Below are 20,711 nucleotides of genomic sequence, written 5' to 3' on the forward strand. Positions count from 1 at the left end.
CCGGCTTCGCTGGGCCACTGGCGGCGCCCCTTGAGGGCCGGCGCTGCGGGTAGGGGGTTGGCTAGTGAGGCAGCGCCTGGGCCGAGCCGGTCCAGCGCAGCATCTGCATCAGCGAGGGCGCCCGCGTCTTGCCCAGCAGGTTGCGTACATGGCTGCGCACCGTGCACACGCGCAGGCTCAGATGACGGGCCACGGACTCCACCGGCTCGCCGTCGGCCAGCAGCAGCAAGACCTGGCGCTCGGCGCGGCTGAGCCGGCACTTGAGGGTCAGCACGTCGATACGGGCCGCTTGGGTCAGTGCCGGCTGGTCCAGGTGGACGGTCACCAGCACGCTGTCCTCGGGCCAGCCCGAGGCGTCGGCGATGGCGGGTGCGAGGGAGGCTGCATGCAGCCATCCGGTGGCCAGGCTGGGCGTGAACCACAACCCCGTGCGCGATGACGAGCCGGCGCAGGCCCGCGCCAGCAGCTCAGACAGTTGGGCGGCGTTCAGCTGCCCCAACCCCGCCAGCCGTCCGGACTTCACCCCGCTGGTCAGCAGCGGCTCGGCGCTGGCGTTGGAAAACACCAGCCGGCAATTCGGTTGCAGCACCAACAGGGGCTGGGGCAGCGCGCCCAGCACCTCGCGCGGACGCGTCGCATGGCCGGCCCGCGCGGGCGCCTGGGAAGAAGTGGACTGCAACATGGGGCCCCCTGAGCCTTTGCGGCGCGATGGCGCCGTCTGTTGCAGCCAGTGTGGCCAAGCCCGCGCGGCCCCGCCATAGGCCATTCGGCCGATCCCCCGGGGATCAGCGTCATGCTCAGTGGGGCAGCGCCTGGGCCGAGCCGGTCCAGCGCAGCAGTTGCATCAGCGTGGACGCCTGGGTCTTGCCGAGGAGGTTGCGCACATGGCTGCGCAGCGTGGACATGCACAGGCCGAGATGAGTCGCGGCGACCTCGACTGTCATGCCGTCGCCCAGCAGCATCAGTACGTGGCGTTCGGTGGCGCTAAGCCGGCTGTGCCGCGCCAGTGCGTCGATGCGGGCCGCCTGCGTCAATGCGGGCTGGTCGAGGTGGATGACCAGCAGCACGGCGTCTTCCGGCCAGCCGGCGCTGGCCGCGAGGTCGGCGGGCACCGGCATGATATGCAGCCAGCCGGTACTGATCTGCGGTGTGAACCACAGGCCGACATAGGACGTCGATCCAGCTTGGGCCAGGCGCAGCGGCGATTCCAGCCGCGCGGCGTCGAGCTGGCCAATCTGCATCAGATGCTCGGCTGTGACACCAACGCGGCGATCATGCAGCAGGCCGTCGACCCCGCGATTGCTGAACAGCAAGCGACGGTCCGGTCGCACGACCAGCATGGGCTGGGGCAGGGCGGCCAGCACCTGGCAGGCGCTTCCGAATGGCGTGAAGCCCGGTTGGACACGGTGACCTGTTGTATGGGTCTGGAGCACGTTCAACATGAATATCTCCCCAAGCGACAGCGATGACAGCGGTTGATTTGCTGGCAAGTTTGGTGGGCGGAGCTCGTCCGCGCATCGTCCGCACGGCCCGGCCGTATGGCCCAGCCAACGCATTGACACCGTCCGTTGCGTAGACGCCCAGATGACTCGCAGACCGGCGCTCACGCCGACCCTGGTTGTGACGGTTTGTCAGCATGGCTTGCCACAGAGGCCTATCCAAAAGCCCAATGCCGCATGAGACCTGATACGGTCTTTGCTCGCTAATATCGACTCGTACCTTTTGCGCCCCATGAGAGTCCTGCTCGTCGACGACCACACCTTGTTCAGGGAGGGCATTGCCCTGCTGCTGCGCCCCCTCGTACAGCCCTTGGAGACCTGGGAGGCTGGCAGTTGCGAGGAGGCCGTTGCCGTCATCGAAGCGCGCGGGGCGGCCGATCTCGTCCTCATCGATCTTGGCCTGCCGGGGGCCTCTGGCCTGGAAGGCGTGCGCCAATTGCGCGAGGCTCACCCCGAGATGCCCGTCGTCGTCATGTCGTCGGCAGATGACAAGGACACGGTGCTCGCGGCGCTGGACGCTGGTGCCATGGGTTTCATCCCCAAGAGTTCGACGTCAGCCGTCATGATCGGTGCGCTCAAGCTCATCCTGGCCAAGGGCATCTACCTGCCGCCCAGCGTGTTTCTGGCGGCGCGCAATCCGGCGCCGGCCACGCCGCCAGCCGCGATGACACCTTCTGCAGCCGTGACTCCCATGCTGGCCACCGCTCCGGCGGGGGCGGATGCTGCGGCGGGCAGCCCGCCGCGGCGACCTGCCGACCTGGGCCTCACGTCCCGGCAGGCCGAAGTGCTGCATCTGCTGCTGCAGGGCAAGCCGGCCAAGCTGATCGGGCGTGAGCTCGATCTGTCGTTGAGCACCGTGAAGGCCCACACTTCGGCCGTATTGCGGGCCTTGAACGTCACCACACGCACCCAGGCCATCGTGGCGGCCGGTCGCATAGGCCTGCGCTTCGACGACGTCTAGGTGGTTTCCAACGATTCCTTGAGGGCCAGCAGCAGGCGCTGCAATCCGACGGGCTTGTGCAGCAGGCCGGCGCCCAGAGTTCCGGCTTCGGCCACCAGGCGGGTATCCGTGTTGGCGGTGACCACCAGGGCGGGAATCTCCTCGTCATAGTGGGCGCGCAGTCGTCGGATCACGTCCAGGCCATCGCCCGAGCTGCCTAGCTGGAAGTCCGTGAGGATGAGGTCGGGAGTGCGCAGATGGGCCTGCAGCTGAGCCAGGGCTTCATCACCGCTGTAGGCGATCACGACGTGACAGCCCGCTGCCAGCAGGGCGTCACGCACCGCTTCGCGGTTGGTGGCCTCGTCATCGACAACCACGATGAAATTGCCTTCGAGGGCCTGGGGTGGCGGGTCCATCGTGCTGCTGATGGCATGCGGCACCACGCTGCCCGCCGCCAGCGGCAACGTCACCTTGAACACCGAGCCCCGGCCCTCGCGGCTTTGCACGCTGATCGAATAACCGAGGATGTACACGCAGCGCCGCACGATGGACAGGCCGAGACCCAGGCCTTTCTCCTGGCTCGTACCAGGAGCGCCGATGCGGAAGAACTCCTCGAAGATGGCCTCGCGATATTCCTCGGCGATGCCCGGACCCGTGTCCCAGATCTGCAGCTCGCAGTGTTCGCCGCGACGGCGGCAGCCGACCAGTACACCGCCGCTGCGCGTGTAGCGGATGGCATTGGCGAGCAGGTTGCCGACGATGCGCTCCAGCAGCGTCGCGTCGCCGCGCACGACCCAGCGCCCGGGTCGCACGCGCAGGGTCAAGCCCTTTTCCTGAGCCTGCGGCAGCCAGGTCTGGGCCGCACGATCCAGCAGCCAGCCCAGATCGACGTCCTCGATGTGGGGATGCACGGCGCCTGCGTCGAGCTTGGAGATGTCCAGCAGATTGCCGAACAGGTTCTCCATCGTCGTGACTGAAGACTGGACCTTGTCGGCGATGTCGATCTGCGCCGGATCGTTCAGCCGGGTGCGCAGCACACCGATGAGCAGGCTGATGGAGTGCATGGGCTGGCGCAGATCGTGGCTGGCCGCCGCCAGGAAACGCGTCTTGGCGGTATTTGCACGTTCGGCTTCGTCCTTGCGCAGCGCCAGCTCGGCGGTCCGCTCCACCACCTTGGCCTCCAGGCCAGCGTAGAACTCGCGCAGTCGCTGCGCCAGCAGCGCGACATCGTCGGCCACATCCGTGACCTCGTTGTGCCGCATCAAGGGCCGCGTTATGAGATGCTGTGACTCCAACTGCCCTGAAACGATCCGCTCCGTCAGGTTCCGCAGCGCGACGATGGGGGCGGCCATGCGCCGCGCCATCCACACGCCCAGGACCAATGCTGCAAGGCCACCAACAACCATCAGCACTACGGTGCGGCTGAGTGTCGCGAAGACGGGTTGCAGGGCCGAGCTGCGCGGCTGTTCGACGAACACCATCCAGTCGGTTCGCTTCACGTTCACCGCCGTGGCAATCACGGGGCGTCCCCGCCAATCTTGGCCAGCATGGGCACTCAGCCGCACAGCGCCACCGGTGGCGTCACGAGCCAACGTCAAAGCGTCCGAGCCCATCAGGTTGACGTGCGCCAGGACCTCTGTCGCCCTTGTGTGGGCCACCAGCGTGCCCTCGGCGTCTACGATGTAAGCGACCCCCTGCTCGCCGGCGCGCATGCGCTCGACGATTTCCCCCAACAACCGCAGATCCACCGTTGCAACCACCGCTCCGCGACCATCGTGCGCGGCCAGATACAGAGTCGGCAACTCGCCCTGCCGAAAGAATGTCGAGCCGTAGGCGATCCCATCAATTGCGGCGCGTTGCACCAGCTCTTCAGGCAGGACCGGCAACGGCATGGCCTTGCCTTCCACCAGATCACGCGACAAGCGCATTTGCACCTCGCCAGAGGGGCTCAGCGCCGCCATCTCGATCACTGCGGGCACCGTGCGCATCAGGCGATAAAACTCTTCTCGCCGCAGTTCGTCTCCGAAGCCGGGGCGTCCCCAAGGCAATTTGGCAACGTCGCCCAAGGCGTTTTCAAGGCCCGTCAAATAGGTGTCGATTTCCCGCGCAGCGCTTTCAGCCAGCGTGGCCTGCAGTCTCTCGGTCTGGCGTAGCGTCTCCCTGTAGCCGAAGACCATTTGAACCACACCGGACACCAGCAACACCACCAGAGTGAGGCTGCACAGGCGCAGCGCATACTGGCGTGCCAATGGCGAGAGTTCGTCTGTTGCCTGCGCACTCATCGCAGCACGAGATCTGCACGCCGCACGACTTCTGAATTGAGCGCCGGAAGCCGTGGGTCATCGACCACACGCACCGCCAGCTGGTAGCGTTGCGGCAGCTGAACCGGAATCTGACTTGGCGATTCGCCGTTGAGTACGCGAGCCACGAGGTCGGCCATCGCTGGCGCGACGAAGCTCTTGTCGTGGGCATAAGACAGGTGTGCCGCTTCATAGACGTCGGGCGTGTGTGCGGCCATCACCGCGCGTCCACTCGCCGCCAGGTGCTTGCCCAGCCTTCCGTCCAGGGTCAAGGTGGTTCTGGGTAGGCACCAGGCGCGGATGTCGAGCCCCTCGGGGCCGTCTACGAGAGCGAGGGCAGCGTCCACGTCATGCGCCTGAAACAAGCTCAGTCTGACCCCGCGTGCGTGCGCCTGGGCTTGCATCGCCGACATTTCAGCAGATGCTGCGAGGTACCACTCGTCATCCCCCAGCATGGCCACGCGGCGCACGCTGGGGTAGGCCTGCATCAGCAGTTCCAGACGCTTGGCATCCAAGCTGTCGTTGATCCATAGCCCCGTACTCGGCTGCGAGTGCCTGAGCAAATCCGCAACCAAGCCAAGGTCGCGGGGATCGGCATGACTGGAAAAGATCAGCGGAGCCGTCGCAGTAGCCAGTCGTACAAGACGTGCCTGCGTACCGTTCTGAGCCACGAACAGGGTTGGTCCGCTCGCGGCTGCCTGTTGCACAAGAGGTACCAGGGTCGCTTCGTCGTCCACGACGCTCAGGGCCTCGATGCTTGTCTGGGCATAAAGCGCCGGGTGGCGGCTGGTCAGCGCCGCGCGGAAGCGCTGGTAGGAGCCATCGGCCTGCGGACTGCCGTGCGCCAAAAAAACCACCCGCAGATTTGGTTCTCGCACGAAGCGAGCGCTACCCGTCAGAGTCAGCAACGCACTGATGGCCAGCAACAGGCCACAGGCATGGGCCAAACGACCAATACGCAGCGTCTTCAAGTGTGTCTATCCTATTTGCGCTGGCTAACCCGGTTGGCACTCCATCAAACCCGGAGAAATCATGAGCACACAGTATTGCTGGATCAAGGTCTTGAGGACAGCTGACGTCGAAAATTTGAGTCCGCAGCCGCCGATTTCAGATGTCGGCCTGTGGCCGCAGCCGGCTGCTGCCCCAAACGCGGCCTTCCTCACGCCACTGACCTCCACCAATGACCCGGGCCAACCTCGCAAGCCCTGGAACTTTCCGTCCGTGACCGGGGATGCCTCTCTCATCATGGCCGCCTGCGCGCCTTGTCCCGCGACGCCGCACAAGGCTGGCGCGCGGTTTCTGGACGCGCCACCCCCGCCCCCCAGCTCAGCCTCACCGGTGCCCGGCGCTGGTTGGATGCTGGAATGCGGTCCCGTGGCCGAGAACTACGACCATCCGCCCGAGGTCTACTTCAGCATGCATCCCATGCCGGCCGGTACGGATCGGGCTGCTGCGCTCAATTGGCTGAGAAGTCAGCCAGGCGATGATTGGTCCAAGGGTGCCATGGCGTGCACCTTGATTGCGTACTTCGCTTGAGTAGGGGCGAGCGGTGTAAACCCCGCGCTCCGCCGCATATATCCCAGCATCTGCTGTCATCCCCAAGACAGCTGATTCGCGGGCTGAGCCGAAGACCAGAATCCCCCCATGCCGCTCAAAAAGTCCCGCAAACTCAGCCGCCTGCGCGAGCTGTGTTCGCTGGACCTGCCCACGCCCCTCGTCATGCCCAGCCTGTTGGCCGAGCTGCATGCCCTGGTGCCTTCCAGCCGCAATCTGTTCGATTGGTGCGATGGAGACGGGGCGCTGACGCGCTATTGCATCGAAGGGCCGGTGGACGAGGCCGTTGCCAGGCTCTACTTCGACGAGTTCCATAACAAGCGCGAGGCCGAGGCCATGCCGTCGTTTGCGCAGGCCTTGCGCTCGGGGGCGGTGCTGAACAGCGCGGCGCAGCTGGACACGGCGCGTTTCCTCGGCTCGGCCCTTTATGCCGAGATCTGGCGGCCGCAGGGCTTTCGCTACCGCGTCGAACTCATCGTGCGCTCGCGGGATGGCCGTCCGTTGGGGTCTCTGGTGCTCTATCGCGGCCCCGGTGAGCCTTGTTTCACCGCGGCGGAGGAGGAGCGCCTGCTGCCGCTGCTGCCCCACCTGGCCCAGGCCCTGTCGCGCGACGCCGCGGCGCGCTGCCCTCCCGAGCACTGGCAGCCCGCGCCCGAGCCGGCCGAGGTGCTGCTGCTGGACGAGGCCGGCCGTCTCGGCCACGCCAGCGCCGGTGCCCAGCGCTTGCTGCTGCTGGCGAGGTCAGGGCCGGGTTTGCAGCCGGCCCAGCCACCCACCGAGGAGATGCTGGCCAGCCTGCATGAGTCGGCGCGCGAGGGGCCGGTCACGCGTCTCATCGACAGCCCCTGGGGCCGCTTCGAGTTCAGCGCCCGGCGCCTGAACGCTGTCGATGCCGCCGTGCCCAGTTGGACCCAGGTCCAGTTGCGCCGTCTCGAGCCCCGCGAACTGGCCGATGAGCGCCGGCTGCAGGGCTTCGAGCTGTCCAGCGGCCAGGCCGCCGTGGCGCGGCTGCTGCTGCAGGGACTGGCCCAGAGCGAGGTCGCGCAGCGGCTGAACGTGGCGCCCAGCACCGTCGTCGACCACACCCGCAAGCTCTACCAGCGTCTGGGCGTGCGCTCGGCTCGCGAGCTGGTCGAGAAGCTCAGGTCCGAGCCGAATTGATGGCCAGCAGGCCGTCGAAGATCAGTCCCTCGATGAGCTCGTGAGGCGCGTCCAGCGCCGGGGCCACCTTCCAGCCGGCGCCGCCCGTCATCAGCAGCAGGGGCTCGCGGCCCTCGCGCTTGGTCAGCAGCCGGTGCATGCGCTCGATGGCGCCGGTGATGGCGAAGGTGCCGCCGGTCGTCAGCGCGTCACTGGTGTTGGTCGGGAAATTGCGCACCTCGCCGGTCGGCACGCGCAGGCCGGCCGTGCCGCCTTCCAGCGCGCGCAGCATGATGCCGTGGCCGGGCAGGATGAGGCCGCCCAGGAACTGGCCGTCGGTGGACAGGGAATCCACCGTCACCGCCGTGCCCACCATGACGGTCAGCACCGGGCCGATGAAACCCCGCATGCGTGCATGGGCGTGGGCGCCGATGACGGCGACCCAGCGGTCGGCGCCCAGCCGCGTCGGGTGGTCGTAGCCGTTCCTGACGCCGGCCGTCTCGGGCGCCGGGACGACCCAGCGCGCGCTGAGGTCCCAGTTCTCCATCTGCTCCTCGACGCGACGGCGCACGGCATCGCCGGCGACATTGCTGCCCAGGATGCGCGTCGGCGGGGCCAGGCCTTGCCAGTCCTCGTCGGCCAGTCGGTCAATGTTCTCCAGGAAGACGGCACCGTGCTGCAGCGGCTGGCTGCCGGGCGGGGCGTCGTCCTCATAGACGGCCCATTTCAGTCTTGTGTTGCCAATGTCGATAGCCAGAAAGCTCATGGTGGGTCGTGGCGTGACCAAAGACGTGACTAATGGCGCGAGCCTACCAGCGCATTTGTATCTGGCTGTGCGGGTTTCTGCTTCAATCAGAGGCTACTTCTGATCGCCCTTTCCATCCGGGAGAACCTCCATGCTGCGACGTCTGCGCATCCAAGCCCGCCTCTGGCTGGCCTTCGGCCTCATCCTGGCGATGACGGCGCTGCTGGTGGCGGTGGGCGGTTTTGGCCTGAACGTGTCGCAGAAGGCCATCCAGGGCATCACGCAGAAGCTGATCCCGGCCTCCAACATCACCATGTCGGCGCGCAGCCAGCTGCTGCAGAGCAAGGCGGCCACGTCCACGCTGGTGGCCTCCATCTTCAACAAGGAAGGCATGGCCCGCGCCAAGAAGGAGTGGGATGCCGCCCAGGCGGGCCTGGACAAGGCCATGGACGATTTCGGCGCCATCTCCACCGAAGAGAAGGGCAAGGAAGCCCTGGCCAAGTTCCGCGTCCTGATGGCCGATTACCGCAAGGCCGTCAAACCGGTGGCCGAGAAGATCCTGGCCGACAGCTATCCCGACGCCCAGGCTGCCTTCGAGGACATCAAGACCGCCGACGCGGCCTACGACCCGGCCCTGGCCATGCTCAATGGCATCGAGGGCGACCTGAAGAAGCGCGGCGACGAGGTCTTCACCAAGGTGGACAGCACCATCAGTGGCATCTTTGTCGGCTTCCTGGTCGCCTTTGCCATCTGCGTCATCGTGGGCGGCGCGCTGGCCGTGCTGATTTCGCGCTCCATCATCGGCCCGCTGGTGACGGCCAAGCGCTTTGCCGAGCGCATGGCCGATGGCGATCTGTCGCGCGCGCCCGAGGCCCGCGGCACGGATGAATCCGCCGAGATGATGCAAGCCCTGGCCGCCATGCAGAAGTCGCTGTCCGAGATCGTCGGCCAGGTGCGCGAGTCGGCCGAGAGCATCCAGGTCGCTTCGGCCGAGGTGGCCACCGGCAATATGGACCTGTCGCAGCGCACCGAGCAGACGGCCTCCAACCTGCAGCAGGCCTCCAGCTCCATGACCCAGCTGACCGGCACCGTCAGCCAGAGCGCCGACTCGGCGCAGACGGCCAAGCAGCTCGCCGGCGCCGCCGCCGAGACGGCCGGCCGCGGCGGCGACGTGGTGTCGCGCGTCGTCAGCACCATGGGCGAGATCAACAACGCCAGCCGCAAGATCGCCGACATCATCGGCACCATCGACGGCATCGCCTTCCAGACCAACATCCTGGCGCTGAACGCTGCCGTGGAAGCGGCGCGCGCCGGTGAGCAGGGCCGCGGCTTCGCCGTCGTGGCCGGCGAAGTCCGCTCTCTCGCCCAGCGCAGTGCCGAGGCGGCCCGCGAGATCAAGGCCCTGATCGGCGCCAGCGTCGAGCGCGTCGAGGCCGGCACCCATCTCGTCAACGACGCCGGCGCCACCATGACCGACATCGTCGGCTCGGTGCAGCGCGTCACCGACATCATTGGCGAGATCAGCGCCGCGGCCGTCGAGCAGAGCCAGGGCATCGCCCAGGTCAACGGCACCGTGACGGAGCTGGACCAGATGACGCAACAGAACGCTGCGCTGGTGGAGGAATCCGCGGCGGCGGCTCAGTCGCTGAAGGAGCAGGCCGTGCGTCTGGCAGGGCTGGTGAGCAGCTTCAAGCTGAGCTGAAGCGACGGCCGGCCAGTGGGTGCCGCCACGGCTGCGCCTACATCTCCTTGAACAGATGCAGATAGCTGCGGCTCACCGGCAGCAGCTCCGTGCGGCCCTTGAGCTCGATGTCGGCGGTCTCGTTCTCGCCGCGCGTGACGCGCCGGATTGAGCGCAGATTGATCACCACCGAGCGGTGCACCTGGGCGAAGTGCGCGGGGTCCAACTGGGCCAGCAGGTCCTTGAGCGGCGTGCGGATCAGCGCCTCGGCCGGCTGCCCTTCGTCGCGGTAGGCCACCAGGGTGTATTTGGTGTCGCTCTTGAGGTAGTCGATGTCGGCTATCGGGATCATGCGCAGGGATGACCCCACGGTGGCACGTATCCAGTCCAGCGGCTTGGGCTGGTCGAGCTTGAGCCGCGCGGCCAGCTGGGTCAGCAGCAGCTCGCTGTGCACGGCCGGCTGCGCCTGCTGCAGGCGCGCCTTCAGGCGCTCCACCGTTTCGGCCAGGCGCGCCGCCGTGACGGGCTTGACCAGATAGTCCAGCACGCCGTGCTCGAAGGCTTCGAGCGCGTACTGGTCAAACGCGGTGACGAACACCAGGTGCGCGCGCTTGCCCACATGCCGCGCCACTTCCACGCCACTGACGCCCGGCATGTGCACGTCCAGAAAACAGATGGCGGGCTGATGCTGCTCGAACAGTTCGATGGCCTGGCGGCCGTTGCGGGCCTGGGCCACGATCTGCAGCTCCGGCCAGGCGGCGGCCAGGCGTGCTTCCAGGATCTCCCTCAGCAGCGGCTCGTCGTCGGCGATCAGGGCAGTGGGGTTCATGGCTTCTCGGAAAACTCGATGCTGGCTTCCACGCCGTGCGGCGTGACCTCGTTCAGCGCCAGCGTCGCGCTGCCACCGTAGGCCCACAGCAGGCGCTCGCGCAGCGCCGCCAGGCCGGTGCCCAGGCCCCCACCGCTGGCCTGCAGGCCCACACCGGTATCGACCACGCGCAGCCGGCAGCGCCCACCGGCCAACGCTTCCGCGTGGACGTCGATGCGGCCGCCCTCTTCGCTGGGGTCGATGCCGTGCTGGACGGCATTCTCGACCAGGGTCAGCAGGGTCATGGGCGGGCAGTTCAGCAGGTGAACGGCGGAATCGACATGCAGCGCGAAGGCCAGCCGGTCGGGCATGCGCATCTGCATCAGGTCCAGGTAGGCGCGCACCAGCTCCAGCTCCTGGCGCAGGGTGTTGGCCGAACCATCCAGGCGCGGCACGGCGGCGCGCAAATAGTCGGTCAGGCTTTGCAGCAGCCGGGGTGCCCGCGGCGAGCCGGCTTCCACCAGGGCCTGCACATTGGCCAGGGTGTTGAAGAGGAAATGCGGCTGGGCCTGCGCGGTGAGCAGCCGCATGCGCGCGTCGAGGGCCTGGCGGGCCATCTCGCTGCGCTCCAGTTCGAAATCGATCGCTTGCTTTTCCACCTTGGCCTCACGTTGGCGCAGCAGGGCCGCCAGCGCCGTCCAGGGCGCCACCAGCATGCCCAGGAAGGTGAAGGTCATGAAGCCTTCCAGGCGGGCAGGCTGGGTCCAGAACATCGGCGCACCCGGGGCTGTGTTGGATAGAAAGGCGACAAACAGGGCGGCCGGTACCGTGACGCCGACCGCGCCCACTTGCAAGGCCCAGCGCGCCAGCCACTTCGGCAGCCTGCGCGGCCATTGCTCGAACAGGCCGAAGACCAGCAGCAGGGCCAAGCCGACGCCGAACACCCGCGCGAAGAGCACCCCCCAGCCCGCCTTCCAGCCAAAGCTGAACAGCAGAACGAACAGCGCGCAGATGACGGCGACGGTGCGCACGCGCCGCCAGGCGAACGCGGCGCGCCAATGCGAGGGCGGGTTCGGTGCGCCGAGTTGGGGGACGGAGCTGGAGGTCATGGGGTCAGGGTAAACGGGTTCGTGTCTAGCGGAAGCGCTCGGCGGGTTTGCGGAGGTAGTGGTGCGCGATATAGCGCCAGGGCAGCACCAGGGGCGTCAGCACCAGCCCCATCAGGCAGGCTTCGGAGGTCCCTTGCACGGCGGGCGTGATGGCTCCGGCCCGCCAGAGCGGCCAGGCAATCGCCGCGAGCCAGACGGTCTTCCAGATCAGCTCGAAGATCAGCAGCGGCAGCATCTGCAGCGGGTAGCGCAGGCCCCAGGCGCAGAGGATGGCCAGGCCGCTCAGCAGCGCCGCCGTTTCGCCCTTGCGCTGGGCCCACTGGTCGCTGTGTTGAAACATGGCCGGGCCGAAGCTGAGCGCCAGGCCCACGGTGACCAGCAGGTAGAAGGCGCGCAGCAGATTCAGGCGCCAAAGGGGAACATCGTTCATCAGAGTGTTCTCAGTAAAAAGCGTGAGGGACGCGGTTCAGCCGAGCCTGGCCAGGCTCTTGCGCACTTCCTCGACATTCGCCGGCTTGGCGCGCTTGTTGGCGATGAAGCGCTCGTAGGCCGCCTTGGCCTGCGCCTTGTCGCCCTTGGCCAGCAGGACGTCGCCCAGGCGCTGGTCAAGCGGAAAGTCGTCGGCACCGGCGAGGGTCCTGGCGCGCTCTAACAGGCGAATGGCCTCATCCGGCTGACCCAGGGCGGCCTGGACGCGCGCTGCGCCATAGAAGCCAGCGGCCCGGCCGGGTTGATCGCGTTGCAGGGTCTCGTACAGGCTCCTGGCCTTGGCCAGGTCCTTGCCGTCCTTCAGGAAGAAGAGGGCGAGCTGCATGGTGGCCTCGCGCACTTCTTCGCGCATGGCGGAGTCCTGGGTGGGCTTGAGTGCCAGCAACTCGGCTTCCATGTCGGCCCAATTCTTGGCCTCGGCGGCGATATGCACGCGAATGATGCGCGCCGTCTCGGGTTGGCTGCTGCGCACGGCCGCCTCCAGCTCCCGGGCCTTGGAGGTGCTGCCGCCCATGATGCCGGGCAGCATCACATAGAGCTTAGCCAGCTGCACCCGCGCCGTGAAGCTGCTCGGCTCCAGCTCCAGGGTGCGAATCCAGAGGTCTTTCAAGCTGCCCACGCTGCGCATGGCCTTGGCCATGCCCATGTTGAGCATCTGCAGGCCGAGATTCTGCGCCGCCGCCAGATGGCAGACGGCCGCGTTCGGGTGCTGTTCGATGCAGAGCCTGGCCTGCTGGGCACCGGCCGCCAGGCGCTGGGCGTCTGTGGGATCTGCCAGGCTCAAGGCCAGGGCCAAGGCAGCGCGCGCCTCGGCATCGGCGGCGTTGGCCTTCAATCGGGTTTGGGCCTGCTGTTCGAGTTCGGCGAACTTGCCGGCCTCGTGCAGCGACTCCAGCTGGCCGTCCTTGAAGACCGCAGCCTGGGCGCTGCCTAGTGCCAAGCTAGCGAGGGCGGCCAGGAGGACGGTGATCCAAGGGATGCGGCGGGTGGTGGGTGTTTTCATGGTCGGCGGGCTTTCCAAGAGAGGGTTGCGGCTCGAATTTCGAAGTGACGGGGCCATTGTTTTGAGCCGCTGGCCTGCGCGCACCGCCGTTCAGACCAGCCACGCTGTGCCGGTTCTCAAGCACGGCAGGCTGGGACGAACGACGCAGCGGACGGCTGGGCCAGCGCCGGCGTCGTTCGTCCGTGCCAGGCGTCGCTCGTCAAGGCTGCGTCGTGCCTGGTCGGGTGGCGTGTGGCCGCGGGCGGGGCCTGAGTCACAGTGGCGACCTCACCGCACCCACTGCCCTGCCATGAAAAGAATCGCGCGCTTTCTGTTGATCGGCCTCCTCGGTCTGCTCGCCATAGCGGTGCTGTTGGCCGCCGTGTTTGCCTATTTCCTCTACACCCCCGAGCCCGAGCTGCCGCAGCTCTCAGGCACGATCAGCAAGGCCACCATCGAAGTGGCCGGCCTCCAGCGCAGCTACCGAAGCTATGTGCCCAAGGACCTGCCCAAGGGGGCGCCCCTGGTGCTGGTGATGCACGGCTCGGGCGAAGGCCCGCAGGCCATTCGCGTGGGCACGGGCTATGGCTTCGAGCGCCTGGCCGACCAGCATGGCTTTGCCGTGGTCTACCCCAAGTCCTTTGGCTTTGACTGGAACGATTGCAGCTCCATCGGCAACACGGCAGTGGACGGCGTGCGCGCCGACGATGCCGCCTTCCTGGCGGCGCTGGTGGACAAGCTGGTCGGCGAGATCGGTATCGATCCCCGGCGCGTGTTCGCGACCGGCGTCTCGAACGGCGGCTCGATGGCCCTGCGCCTGGCGCTGGAGCAGCCGCAGCGCTACCGCGCCGTGGCCGCCTCGGCGGCCAACGTGCCGGCATCGCAGAACTTCCAGTGCCAGCCGGCTGCGCGCACCCCTTCGGTCATGATCCTGAACGGCACCGCGGACCCGCTGGTGCCCTATGCCGGCGGCGAGATCAACCTGCTGGGGCTGTTCTACAAGGGCGGGCAGGTCATCTCCTCCACCGCGTCGGCCCAGTACTTTGCGGATCGCAATGCCATCGCCGGCCAGCCCCAGGTCAGCCTGACGCCAACGGCGCAGGGCAGCCGTGTTGAACACGCCCGCTGGCAGGCGGCCGACGGCCGCACCGAGGTCGAGCTGGTGACCCTGCACGGCGCCGGCCACGGACTGCCCCAGCCCTGGGCGCGTCGCCCCCGCCTGCTGGGTCCTTCCCCGATGGAGCCCAACGGGCCGGCCCTGATCTGGGCCTTCTTTGAAAGGCAATCGAAATGAGCGTCCTGCACGTCGCCCCCGACAGCCATGTGCTGGTGCATGCCGCCGCCGCGGTGGTGCTCTATCTGCACATCGGTGCCGGCACCGCGGCTGTGCTGGCCGGCACGGCTGCCTTTGTTTTTCGCAAGGGCTCGCGCCTGCACCGCCAGGTCGGCAACGCCTTCGTCATCGCCATGCTCATCATGTCCGCCATCGGAGCCACGGTGGCGCCGTTTCTGCCCACGCCCGAACGGGGCTCGGTGGTGGCCGGGATGCTGACCTTCTACCTGGTGCTCAGCGGCTGGGCGGCCGTCAAGCGCCAGCCGGGCGAGATCGGCGCCTTCGACTACGGCCTGCTGCTGACCTCATTGACGGTGGTGGCGGCCAGCGCCTGGTTGATGAGCCTGGCGGCGCAAAGCCCGGCGGGAAAGCTGGACGGCCAGCCGGCCGCTGCCTTCGTGATGTTCATGATCATCGGCAGCCTGGCGGCGGTGGGGGATTTGCGGCTGATCCTGAGGCGCGGCGTCACCGGCGCGATGCGCCTGGCGCGCCATCTGTGGCGCATGACGGTGGCGTTCTTCATCGCAGCCAACTCCCTGTTCCTGGGCCAGCAACAGCTGTTCCCGGAGGCGCTGCGGGGCTGGTTGTTTCTGCCGGCCCTGCTGATCCTGGGTTTGCTGCTCTATTGGCTGGGCCATGTCGGCTACAGCGCCTACCGGCGCCGCAGCCGCTCGCGCGCCCTTGCCGCGCCGTCGCCTTGATGCGCGGCGACGAGCACGCTCCTCATTCGCTGAAGGAGCACGCTGTCGCGGGCTTCAATGGACCGCCATGAGAGATGCAGGGCGCCGGGAAAGCAGCTTTGCAGCGCTGGCTGTCATTGATACGGCCAAGTCCGCCGACCACTCATGACAAGCCTCGGCCGCTCATACCTTGGCGAGGAAGGCGGCCGCATCACCCGCTTCACACTTCCAGTCTGCGAAGACCCCGACCAGATTGCATTCCACGCAGCGGCAAGCGATGTAGTACCAGCGCACGTCATGTGTGCCCTCGTACACGGAGACGCCGGACATCAGCTCGAACACCTCGTTCTCGCACACGCACTCGTGCGCCTCGGGCGCGGCTTCTTCAACGTAGTCCGCGCTGTCGCCCATCAGGTGTTCCTGCCCGCAGTCGGTGCAGGTGCGGATCGCCACGCCGGCTTCTTCATCGGTCTGGAGCGCGAAGATCCGGCACCCGCAATCGCATTTGGACGCGGCAAATCGGACGGCCTCATGGCGATTGGCAACGCTGTAGCTGCGCAGCTCGGCTTGGGTGTCACCGGACGTCGTCCCGTACCAGAACTCGCCCTTCTTCGTCAGTGCCATTGACGCTGCTCCATTCTTCAACGTGGGCTTCCCGGCAGGCGTGACGCCTGGCTCGCCCAGCTCATCTGGATTTTGCCTGGAGGTCCGGCGGGTCGTCGTCAAGGGCCTGTGTCGGGGTGGCCTGCCGCGAGCGGCTGCGATCAACCTGAAGCGGTCGCCCTCTTGAGACAGATGACTTCTATTTAAGCCTACGTTTCAGCCCACGTTGCGCCGGTCTCGCTGCACCGCTTCGAGCGCCGCGTGTGCGGCGACCTCGCCAATCACCAGCAGGGCGGGGCTCTTGAGCCCCTCGCGGGCGATGCAGTCGGGCAGGCCGGCCAGCGTCGTCACCGCATGGCGCTGCTGCGCCGTGTGCGCCGCGCTGACGATTGCCGCCGGCAGATCGGCCTTGAGGCCGGCGTCCAGCAGCTTGGCCGTGATGTCCGCCGCGCGGGCCACACCCATGTAGATGACCAGGGTCAGTCCCGTGCGGGCCAGGGCCGCCCAATCGGGCTCGGCCCGGCCTTCACCGGGGTGGCCGGTGACGAGGATGACGCCGGGCGAGGCGCGGCGGTCGGTCACGGGGATGCCGACGGCGGCCGGGCCGGCGATGCCGCTGGTCAGACCCGACACCACTTCCACATCGAGGCCGGCATCGCGCAGCGCATCGACCTCCTCGCCGCCGCGGCCGAAGACGAAGGGGTCGCCGCCCTTGAGGCGCACGACGCGATGGCCGGCCCTGGCCTCGCGGATCATCAGTGCGTGGATGAAATGCTGGTCAGTGCTGATGCAACCGCCGCGCTTGCCGACGCGCAGCAGGCGGCCTTTCACGAGGGCCAGCACGCGCGGGTCGATGAGGTCGTCGGCCAGCACGACATCGGCGGACTCGATGCGCTTCAGGGCGCGGACGGTCAGCAGTTCTGGATCGCCGGGACCGGCGCCGACGAGCGAGACAACTTGGGTGCTCATGCGGTGACCTCTTCACGTGTGGTGGCTACCAGGCGGCGCAGCGTCGGCAAACAGGAGCCGCATTGCGTGCCGCAGCGCTTCTCCGCCTGCAGCTGGGCCAAGCGCTCGGTGGGGCTGCCGCTGCAGTGGGCCAGCGTCAGGCGGATGACGTCCTCGCGCACGTCGAAGCAGTTGCAGACCTGGGGGCTGGCGGCCGCGGTGTTGGTGGGCGGCGCGCCGGGCGACAGCAACCAGCGGCCAACGGTGGAGGCCGCCGTGCGCTCGCGCCACAGGTCGACCAGCCAGGCGCCTTCCTCGTGCTGGCCGACGCGCAGCAGGGCCTGCAGCGGCGCCGCCTGCATGTCGTCGCCCTCCAGCGTCAGCAGGCGCAGCCGGCCGCGCTGGGCGTCGGCATAGCGCAGCACGGCCGGGCTGTTCAGGCCGAGCACGGCGGCGAGTTCTTCGACCAGCTCGGGCGCGGGTGCCTCGGCGCAGGCGGCCTCGAAAGCCCAGCCCACCTGTTCTCCCTTGGCCGGTTCGGGCAGGCAGTGCCCATAGCCGAAGCGCGGCATCAGCGCGCGCAGCTGTTCGCGCAGGCGTGGGCCGTCTTCGGGGGCGACCCAGGCGCAGGCGCTGAGGCGCCAGGGCAGGGAGGCCGGCTCGATGGCCACGGCGCTGAACTTCAGCTCGGGCTGCTTGGAATCGGGGCAGAAGGCGCCCTGCGTGACGGCGTTGACGCCGAGCTGGGCGCCGATGAATTCGTCGCCCCAGTGCATGGCGATGTCGGCACCGGCCGGCGACACATTGACGTCGAGCTTCAAGGGCAGCACGACCTCGCCGCGCTGGGAGCGCACATGCACCAGCTCGCCCTCGGCCAGCTTGCGGCGTGCTGCGTCGACGGGGTTCACGCGCACGACGGGCCGGCCCTCGTGGGCGAACAGCCGCGGCACGCTGCCGCTGCGGCTCATGCCATGCCATTGGTCGCGTAGGCGGCCCGTGGTCAGCGAGAAAGGACGTTTGGGCGAAGCCGTCTCGGCCGTGGCGACATAGGGTTTGGTGATGAAACGGGCACGACCGTCGGCGGTGGCGAAGCGGCCATCGGTGTAGAGGCGGGGCGTCGAGCCGGTGACATAGGGCCACTGCTGAGGGCCTTCGGTGTCCAGCTTCAGCCAGGACAGGCCGGTGATGTCGAGGTCGCGGCCGCGCGTGGCTTCGCGGTGCTCCTTCCACAGGTCTTCGGGGCCGTCGGCAGCGAGGCGAGGCGCGCGGCCCAGGGCGGTGTCGATGAGGGCCGCAACGTCGCGAGCGATGCGCCAGTCGGCGCGTGACTCACCGGCGGCGGGCACGGCAGGCCGCACGCGGCTGATGCGGCGCTCGCTGTTGGTGACCGTGCCTTCCTTCTCGCCCCAGGTGGCGGCGGGCAGCAGATAGTCGGCATAGCGGGCCGTGGCGGTGTGGGCAAAGGCTTCCTGCAGGATGACCAGCTCGCAGCGCTCCAGGGCCTGGCGCACCATGGCCTGGTCGGGCATGGACTGGGCGGGGTTGGTGCAGACAATCCACAGCGCCTTGATGTCGCCGCGCGCCGCGGCCTCGAACATCTCGACGGCGGTGTGGCCGCGCTTGCCCGGCAGGTCCGGGACGCCCCACAGCGATTCGATCTCGCCCCAGTCCTCGGCCTTGCCCGGGTCGCGGTGGCCGGGCAAGAGTGTGGCCATGCCGCCGCTCTCGCGGCCACCCATGGCATTGGGCTGGCCGGTCAGCGAGAAGGGGCCGGCGCCGGGCTTGCCGATCTGGCCGGTGGCCAGGTGCAGATTGATGAGGGCCGTGTTCTTGGCCGTGCCGCTGCTGCTCTGGTTCAGGCCTTGGCAGTAGAGGCTGAGTGCGGAGGGCGAGGTCGCGAACCACTCGGCGGCCTGCCAGATGTCGGCCTCGTTCACGCCGCAGACCTGGGCCGCGCGCGACGGCGCCCAGTCGCGCACCAGTTCCTTCAGCGCGTCGAAGCCCTCGGTCGATTGCTCGATAAAGCCGCCCGCCGTCCAGCCCTGCCAGATGACGGCATGCAGCAGACCATGGCACAGGGCCACGTCGGTGCCGGGGCGGATCTGCAAATGCAGATCGGCCAGCTCGGCCGTCTCGGTCTTGCGTGGGTCGATGACGATGAGCTTGTGCCCGGGCTTGTTGCCACGTGCGGCTTCGAGTCGACGGAACAGGATGGGATGGGCCCAGGCCGGGTTGGCGCCGCTGATCAGCACGCAGTCGGCCAGCTCGATGTCCTCATAGCTGCAGGGCGGCGCGTCGGCACCGAGCGCCTGTTTGTAGCCGACGACGGCCGAGCTCATGCACAGCCGCGAGTTGGAGTCGATATGGGGTGTGCCGATGACGGCGCGGGCCAGCTTGTTGAAGGCGTGATAGTCCTCGGTCAGCAGCTGGCCGGAGATGTAGACGCCGATGGCTTCGGGGCCGTGTTCGGCGCGGATGGCCAGGAGCTTGTCGGCGATCTCGCGATTGGCGCTGTCCCAGCTGATGACCTCGGGCTGGCCGCCGCGAGCGGCACGCTTCTGCGGCTCGCGCAGGCGCTGGTGCTGGATGACGACCGGCGTGGCCGTCAGGTGCAGATTGGTGCCCTTGGTGCACAGGCGGCCGAAGTTGGCCGGGTGGTCGGGGTCGCCGCGGACGCCGGTAATCTGGGTGCCGTCATGCTCGATGACGACACCGCAGCCGACACCGCAGTAGGGACAGGTGGACTTTGTCTCGCTCATGATCTTGTTGTGTGCGGGCCGGCATTCGAGTGCTCAGGCCACGGCAATCGGAATTCGGGGACCGGCGACGGGTGCAGCCAGGTCCAAGGCCAGGGTGTCGAGTTCGGCCTGCAGCAGAAAGACGCTGCCGCCTTCCAGCTTCACCTGGAAGGCCGGCGTGCAGCCCTCGTCGGGCTCGCGGGCCGCGCCATCGGCGAGGCCGATCGTCCAGTTGTGCAGCGGGCAGGCCACGTTCCTGCCGAAGACGATGCCCTGGCTCAGCGGGCCGCCCTTGTGTGGGCAGCGGTCCAGCAGCGCAAAGACCTCGTCGTCGGCATTGCGGAACAGGGCCACGTCCACGCCGGCGGCTCGCCGCACGCGGCGCGAGCCCAGCACGGGGATGTCCTGCAGATCACAGACGTGGGTCCAGCTCATGGGTGGCTCTCAGGCGTTCATGCGGGCGCAGTGCTCGGTGACTGCGTCCATGACGGCGAGCAGGCGCTCGCTGGCGACAAAGACGGGCACGGGGCGGCCGCTGCCGACGCCGTCCTTCAGCGGCGCCCAGGCCGCGTCGGCCAGCGCCAGCTGCTCGCGCAGTGCGGCGTCGCCGGCGTTGCGCAGTGCCTGCTGGCCGGCTTCGAATTCGTAGACGGCGGCCTGGCGCTCACGCCGGACCGACTCGACGCCGGGGCTGGCCAGACCCAGCAGGGCGACGCGCTGCGACAGCAGGCGCTGGCGCGAGGCCAGGCGCGCCTGCCAGGGCAGTGCGGCGCGGGCCGTGTTGGCGAGCTGGGCCAGCGTCAGCATCTCGTTGGCGGTCGACAGCAGCACGCGCTGGCCTTCGAGGCCCGGCGTGCCGCCCAGCAGCCCCTGGTAGTCCTCATAGCGGCGGGCCAGGGCGCGCAGGCTGCCGGCCTGCTCGGGGCCCGTCGGGGTGCGGCTCATCTGCACCAGCTGTTGCTCGAAGGCGGTCTGGCTGGCGGCCAGCACATCGCGGGCCGGTGCGGCCAGTTCGGCGTTGGCCAGGCACAGCCAGGCCTTGCCCATGCGCTGGCTCAATGCACCAAGGCTGGGCGTCGAGCAAGCCGGAATGGGTTGGGCCTTGCTGGCAAATGGGGCGGTGCCCAGGGCGGCGACAAAGAAACGGCGCGAGTACTGCATT

20 protein-coding genes are annotated in these 20,711 nt (G+C 68.1%); 6 read left to right on the forward strand and 14 right to left on the reverse strand.

The window, feature by feature from the left end; genetic code table 11:
• Positions 1-61 precede the first annotated feature (61 nt).
• Together ACS5PN_RS18800 and ACS5PN_RS18805 are read right to left on the reverse strand one after the other, a co-directional pair.
• Positions 62-682 (reverse strand): response regulator transcription factor, encoded by a 621-nt coding sequence (locus ACS5PN_RS18800; RefSeq protein WP_439465513.1) that lies wholly within the window; start codon positions 680-682, stop codon positions 62-64.
• Between the two features lie 115 nt (positions 683-797).
• A complete protein-coding gene (locus ACS5PN_RS18805) occupies positions 798-1,442 on the reverse strand; it encodes a helix-turn-helix transcriptional regulator (RefSeq protein ID WP_439465514.1) in 645 nt (214 codons plus the stop codon).
• A gap of 289 nt (positions 1,443-1,731) precedes the next feature.
• Here ACS5PN_RS18805 and ACS5PN_RS18810 point away from each other — a divergent pair, with 289 nt between their 5' ends.
• Positions 1,732-2,460: a response regulator gene (locus ACS5PN_RS18810; RefSeq protein ID WP_439465515.1), complete on the forward strand. Its 729-nt coding sequence runs from the start codon at positions 1,732-1,734 to the stop codon at positions 2,458-2,460.
• On the opposite strand, the gene ACS5PN_RS18815 is transcribed toward ACS5PN_RS18810, so the two are convergent.
• Positions 2,457-4,721, reverse strand: coding sequence for a hybrid sensor histidine kinase/response regulator (locus tag ACS5PN_RS18815; protein WP_439465516.1), 2,265 nt, complete (start codon positions 4,719-4,721; stop codon positions 2,457-2,459). The two genes, ACS5PN_RS18810 and ACS5PN_RS18815, sit on opposite strands and share 4 nt — an antisense overlap.
• Positions 4,718-5,710 (reverse strand): ABC transporter substrate binding protein, encoded by a 993-nt coding sequence (locus ACS5PN_RS18820; protein ID WP_439465517.1) that lies wholly within the window; start codon positions 5,708-5,710, stop codon positions 4,718-4,720. Before ACS5PN_RS18820 ends, ACS5PN_RS18815 begins: the two co-directional genes overlap by 4 nt.
• A 61-nt stretch (positions 5,711-5,771) precedes the next feature.
• Here ACS5PN_RS18820 and ACS5PN_RS18825 point away from each other — a divergent pair, with 61 nt between their 5' ends.
• Together ACS5PN_RS18825 and ACS5PN_RS18830 are read left to right on the forward strand one after the other, a co-directional pair.
• On the forward strand, positions 5,772-6,275 hold the full coding sequence (locus ACS5PN_RS18825) for a hypothetical protein (RefSeq protein WP_439465518.1): 504 nt from the start codon (positions 5,772-5,774) through the stop codon (positions 6,273-6,275).
• A gap of 108 nt (positions 6,276-6,383) precedes the next feature.
• Positions 6,384-7,454: a helix-turn-helix transcriptional regulator gene (locus ACS5PN_RS18830; protein ID WP_439465519.1), complete on the forward strand. Its 1,071-nt coding sequence runs from the start codon at positions 6,384-6,386 to the stop codon at positions 7,452-7,454.
• Here ACS5PN_RS18830 and ACS5PN_RS18835 read toward each other — a convergent pair.
• Entirely contained in the window at positions 7,435-8,199 is a 765-nt protein-coding gene (locus tag ACS5PN_RS18835; RefSeq protein WP_439465520.1) for a type III pantothenate kinase, read from the reverse strand. The two genes, ACS5PN_RS18830 and ACS5PN_RS18835, sit on opposite strands and share 20 nt — an antisense overlap.
• A gap of 130 nt (positions 8,200-8,329) precedes the next feature.
• Here ACS5PN_RS18835 and ACS5PN_RS18840 point away from each other — a divergent pair, with 130 nt between their 5' ends.
• The gene (locus ACS5PN_RS18840) at positions 8,330-9,880 is read left to right on the forward strand and encodes a methyl-accepting chemotaxis protein (RefSeq protein WP_439465521.1); all 1,551 of its coding nucleotides are present in this window, start codon (positions 8,330-8,332) and stop codon (positions 9,878-9,880) included.
• Between the two features lie 37 nt (positions 9,881-9,917).
• On the opposite strand, the gene ACS5PN_RS18845 is transcribed toward ACS5PN_RS18840, so the two are convergent.
• From ACS5PN_RS18845 to ACS5PN_RS18860, 4 genes are read right to left on the reverse strand one after another with little or no spacing between them, the layout of a single operon-like run.
• Complete coding sequence (locus ACS5PN_RS18845) at positions 9,918-10,688, reverse strand: LytR/AlgR family response regulator transcription factor (protein ID WP_439465522.1); 771 nt, start codon at positions 10,686-10,688, stop codon at positions 9,918-9,920.
• Positions 10,685-11,776, reverse strand: coding sequence for a sensor histidine kinase (locus ACS5PN_RS18850; protein ID WP_439465523.1), 1,092 nt, complete (start codon positions 11,774-11,776; stop codon positions 10,685-10,687). The genes ACS5PN_RS18845 and ACS5PN_RS18850 overlap by 4 nt, the downstream gene beginning before the upstream one ends.
• Before the next feature lie 25 nt (positions 11,777-11,801).
• Positions 11,802-12,206: a hypothetical protein gene (locus tag ACS5PN_RS18855; RefSeq protein WP_439465524.1), complete on the reverse strand. Its 405-nt coding sequence runs from the start codon at positions 12,204-12,206 to the stop codon at positions 11,802-11,804.
• Between the two features lie 36 nt (positions 12,207-12,242).
• Positions 12,243-13,268, reverse strand: coding sequence for a tetratricopeptide repeat protein (locus ACS5PN_RS18860; protein WP_439465525.1), 1,026 nt, complete (start codon positions 13,266-13,268; stop codon positions 12,243-12,245).
• Between the two features lie 289 nt (positions 13,269-13,557).
• Between ACS5PN_RS18860 and ACS5PN_RS18865 the strand changes: the two genes are divergently transcribed.
• Both ACS5PN_RS18865 and ACS5PN_RS18870 read left to right on the forward strand, forming a co-directional pair.
• Positions 13,558-14,541, forward strand: coding sequence for an extracellular catalytic domain type 1 short-chain-length polyhydroxyalkanoate depolymerase (locus ACS5PN_RS18865; RefSeq protein ID WP_439465526.1), 984 nt, complete (start codon positions 13,558-13,560; stop codon positions 14,539-14,541).
• Positions 14,538-15,281, forward strand: coding sequence for a DUF2306 domain-containing protein (locus ACS5PN_RS18870; RefSeq protein WP_439465527.1), 744 nt, complete (start codon positions 14,538-14,540; stop codon positions 15,279-15,281). Before ACS5PN_RS18865 ends, ACS5PN_RS18870 begins: the two co-directional genes overlap by 4 nt.
• Positions 15,282-15,443: 162 nt before the next feature.
• Here the strand turns inward: ACS5PN_RS18870 and ACS5PN_RS18875 are convergent, their stop codons facing one another.
• The 5 genes from ACS5PN_RS18875 to ACS5PN_RS18895 form a co-directional block, all read right to left on the reverse strand.
• Positions 15,444-15,884 (reverse strand): hypothetical protein, encoded by a 441-nt coding sequence (locus tag ACS5PN_RS18875; protein WP_439465528.1) that lies wholly within the window; start codon positions 15,882-15,884, stop codon positions 15,444-15,446.
• A gap of 195 nt (positions 15,885-16,079) precedes the next feature.
• Positions 16,080-16,832, reverse strand: a complete 753-nt coding sequence (gene cobA / locus ACS5PN_RS18880) for a uroporphyrinogen-III C-methyltransferase (RefSeq protein ID WP_439465529.1) — start codon at positions 16,830-16,832, stop codon at positions 16,080-16,082.
• Positions 16,829-19,570 carry a nitrate reductase gene (locus tag ACS5PN_RS18885; protein WP_439465530.1) on the reverse strand — a complete coding sequence of 914 codons (2,742 nt, stop codon included), beginning with the start codon at positions 19,568-19,570 and terminating at the stop codon, positions 16,829-16,831. The genes cobA and ACS5PN_RS18885 overlap by 4 nt, the downstream gene beginning before the upstream one ends.
• A 33-nt stretch (positions 19,571-19,603) precedes the next feature.
• Positions 19,604-19,984, reverse strand: coding sequence for a nitrite reductase small subunit NirD (nirD, locus tag ACS5PN_RS18890; protein ID WP_439465531.1), 381 nt, complete (start codon positions 19,982-19,984; stop codon positions 19,604-19,606).
• Positions 19,985-19,993: 9 nt separating this feature from the next.
• Positions 19,994-20,710 carry a hypothetical protein gene (locus ACS5PN_RS18895; protein ID WP_439465532.1) on the reverse strand — a complete coding sequence of 239 codons (717 nt, stop codon included), beginning with the start codon at positions 20,708-20,710 and terminating at the stop codon, positions 19,994-19,996.
• Between the last annotated feature and the right edge of the window lies 1 nt (position 20,711).

Source organism: Roseateles sp. NT4, assembly GCF_051857475.1.
Taxonomy (GTDB): domain Bacteria; phylum Pseudomonadota; class Gammaproteobacteria; order Burkholderiales; family Burkholderiaceae_C; genus Pelomonas.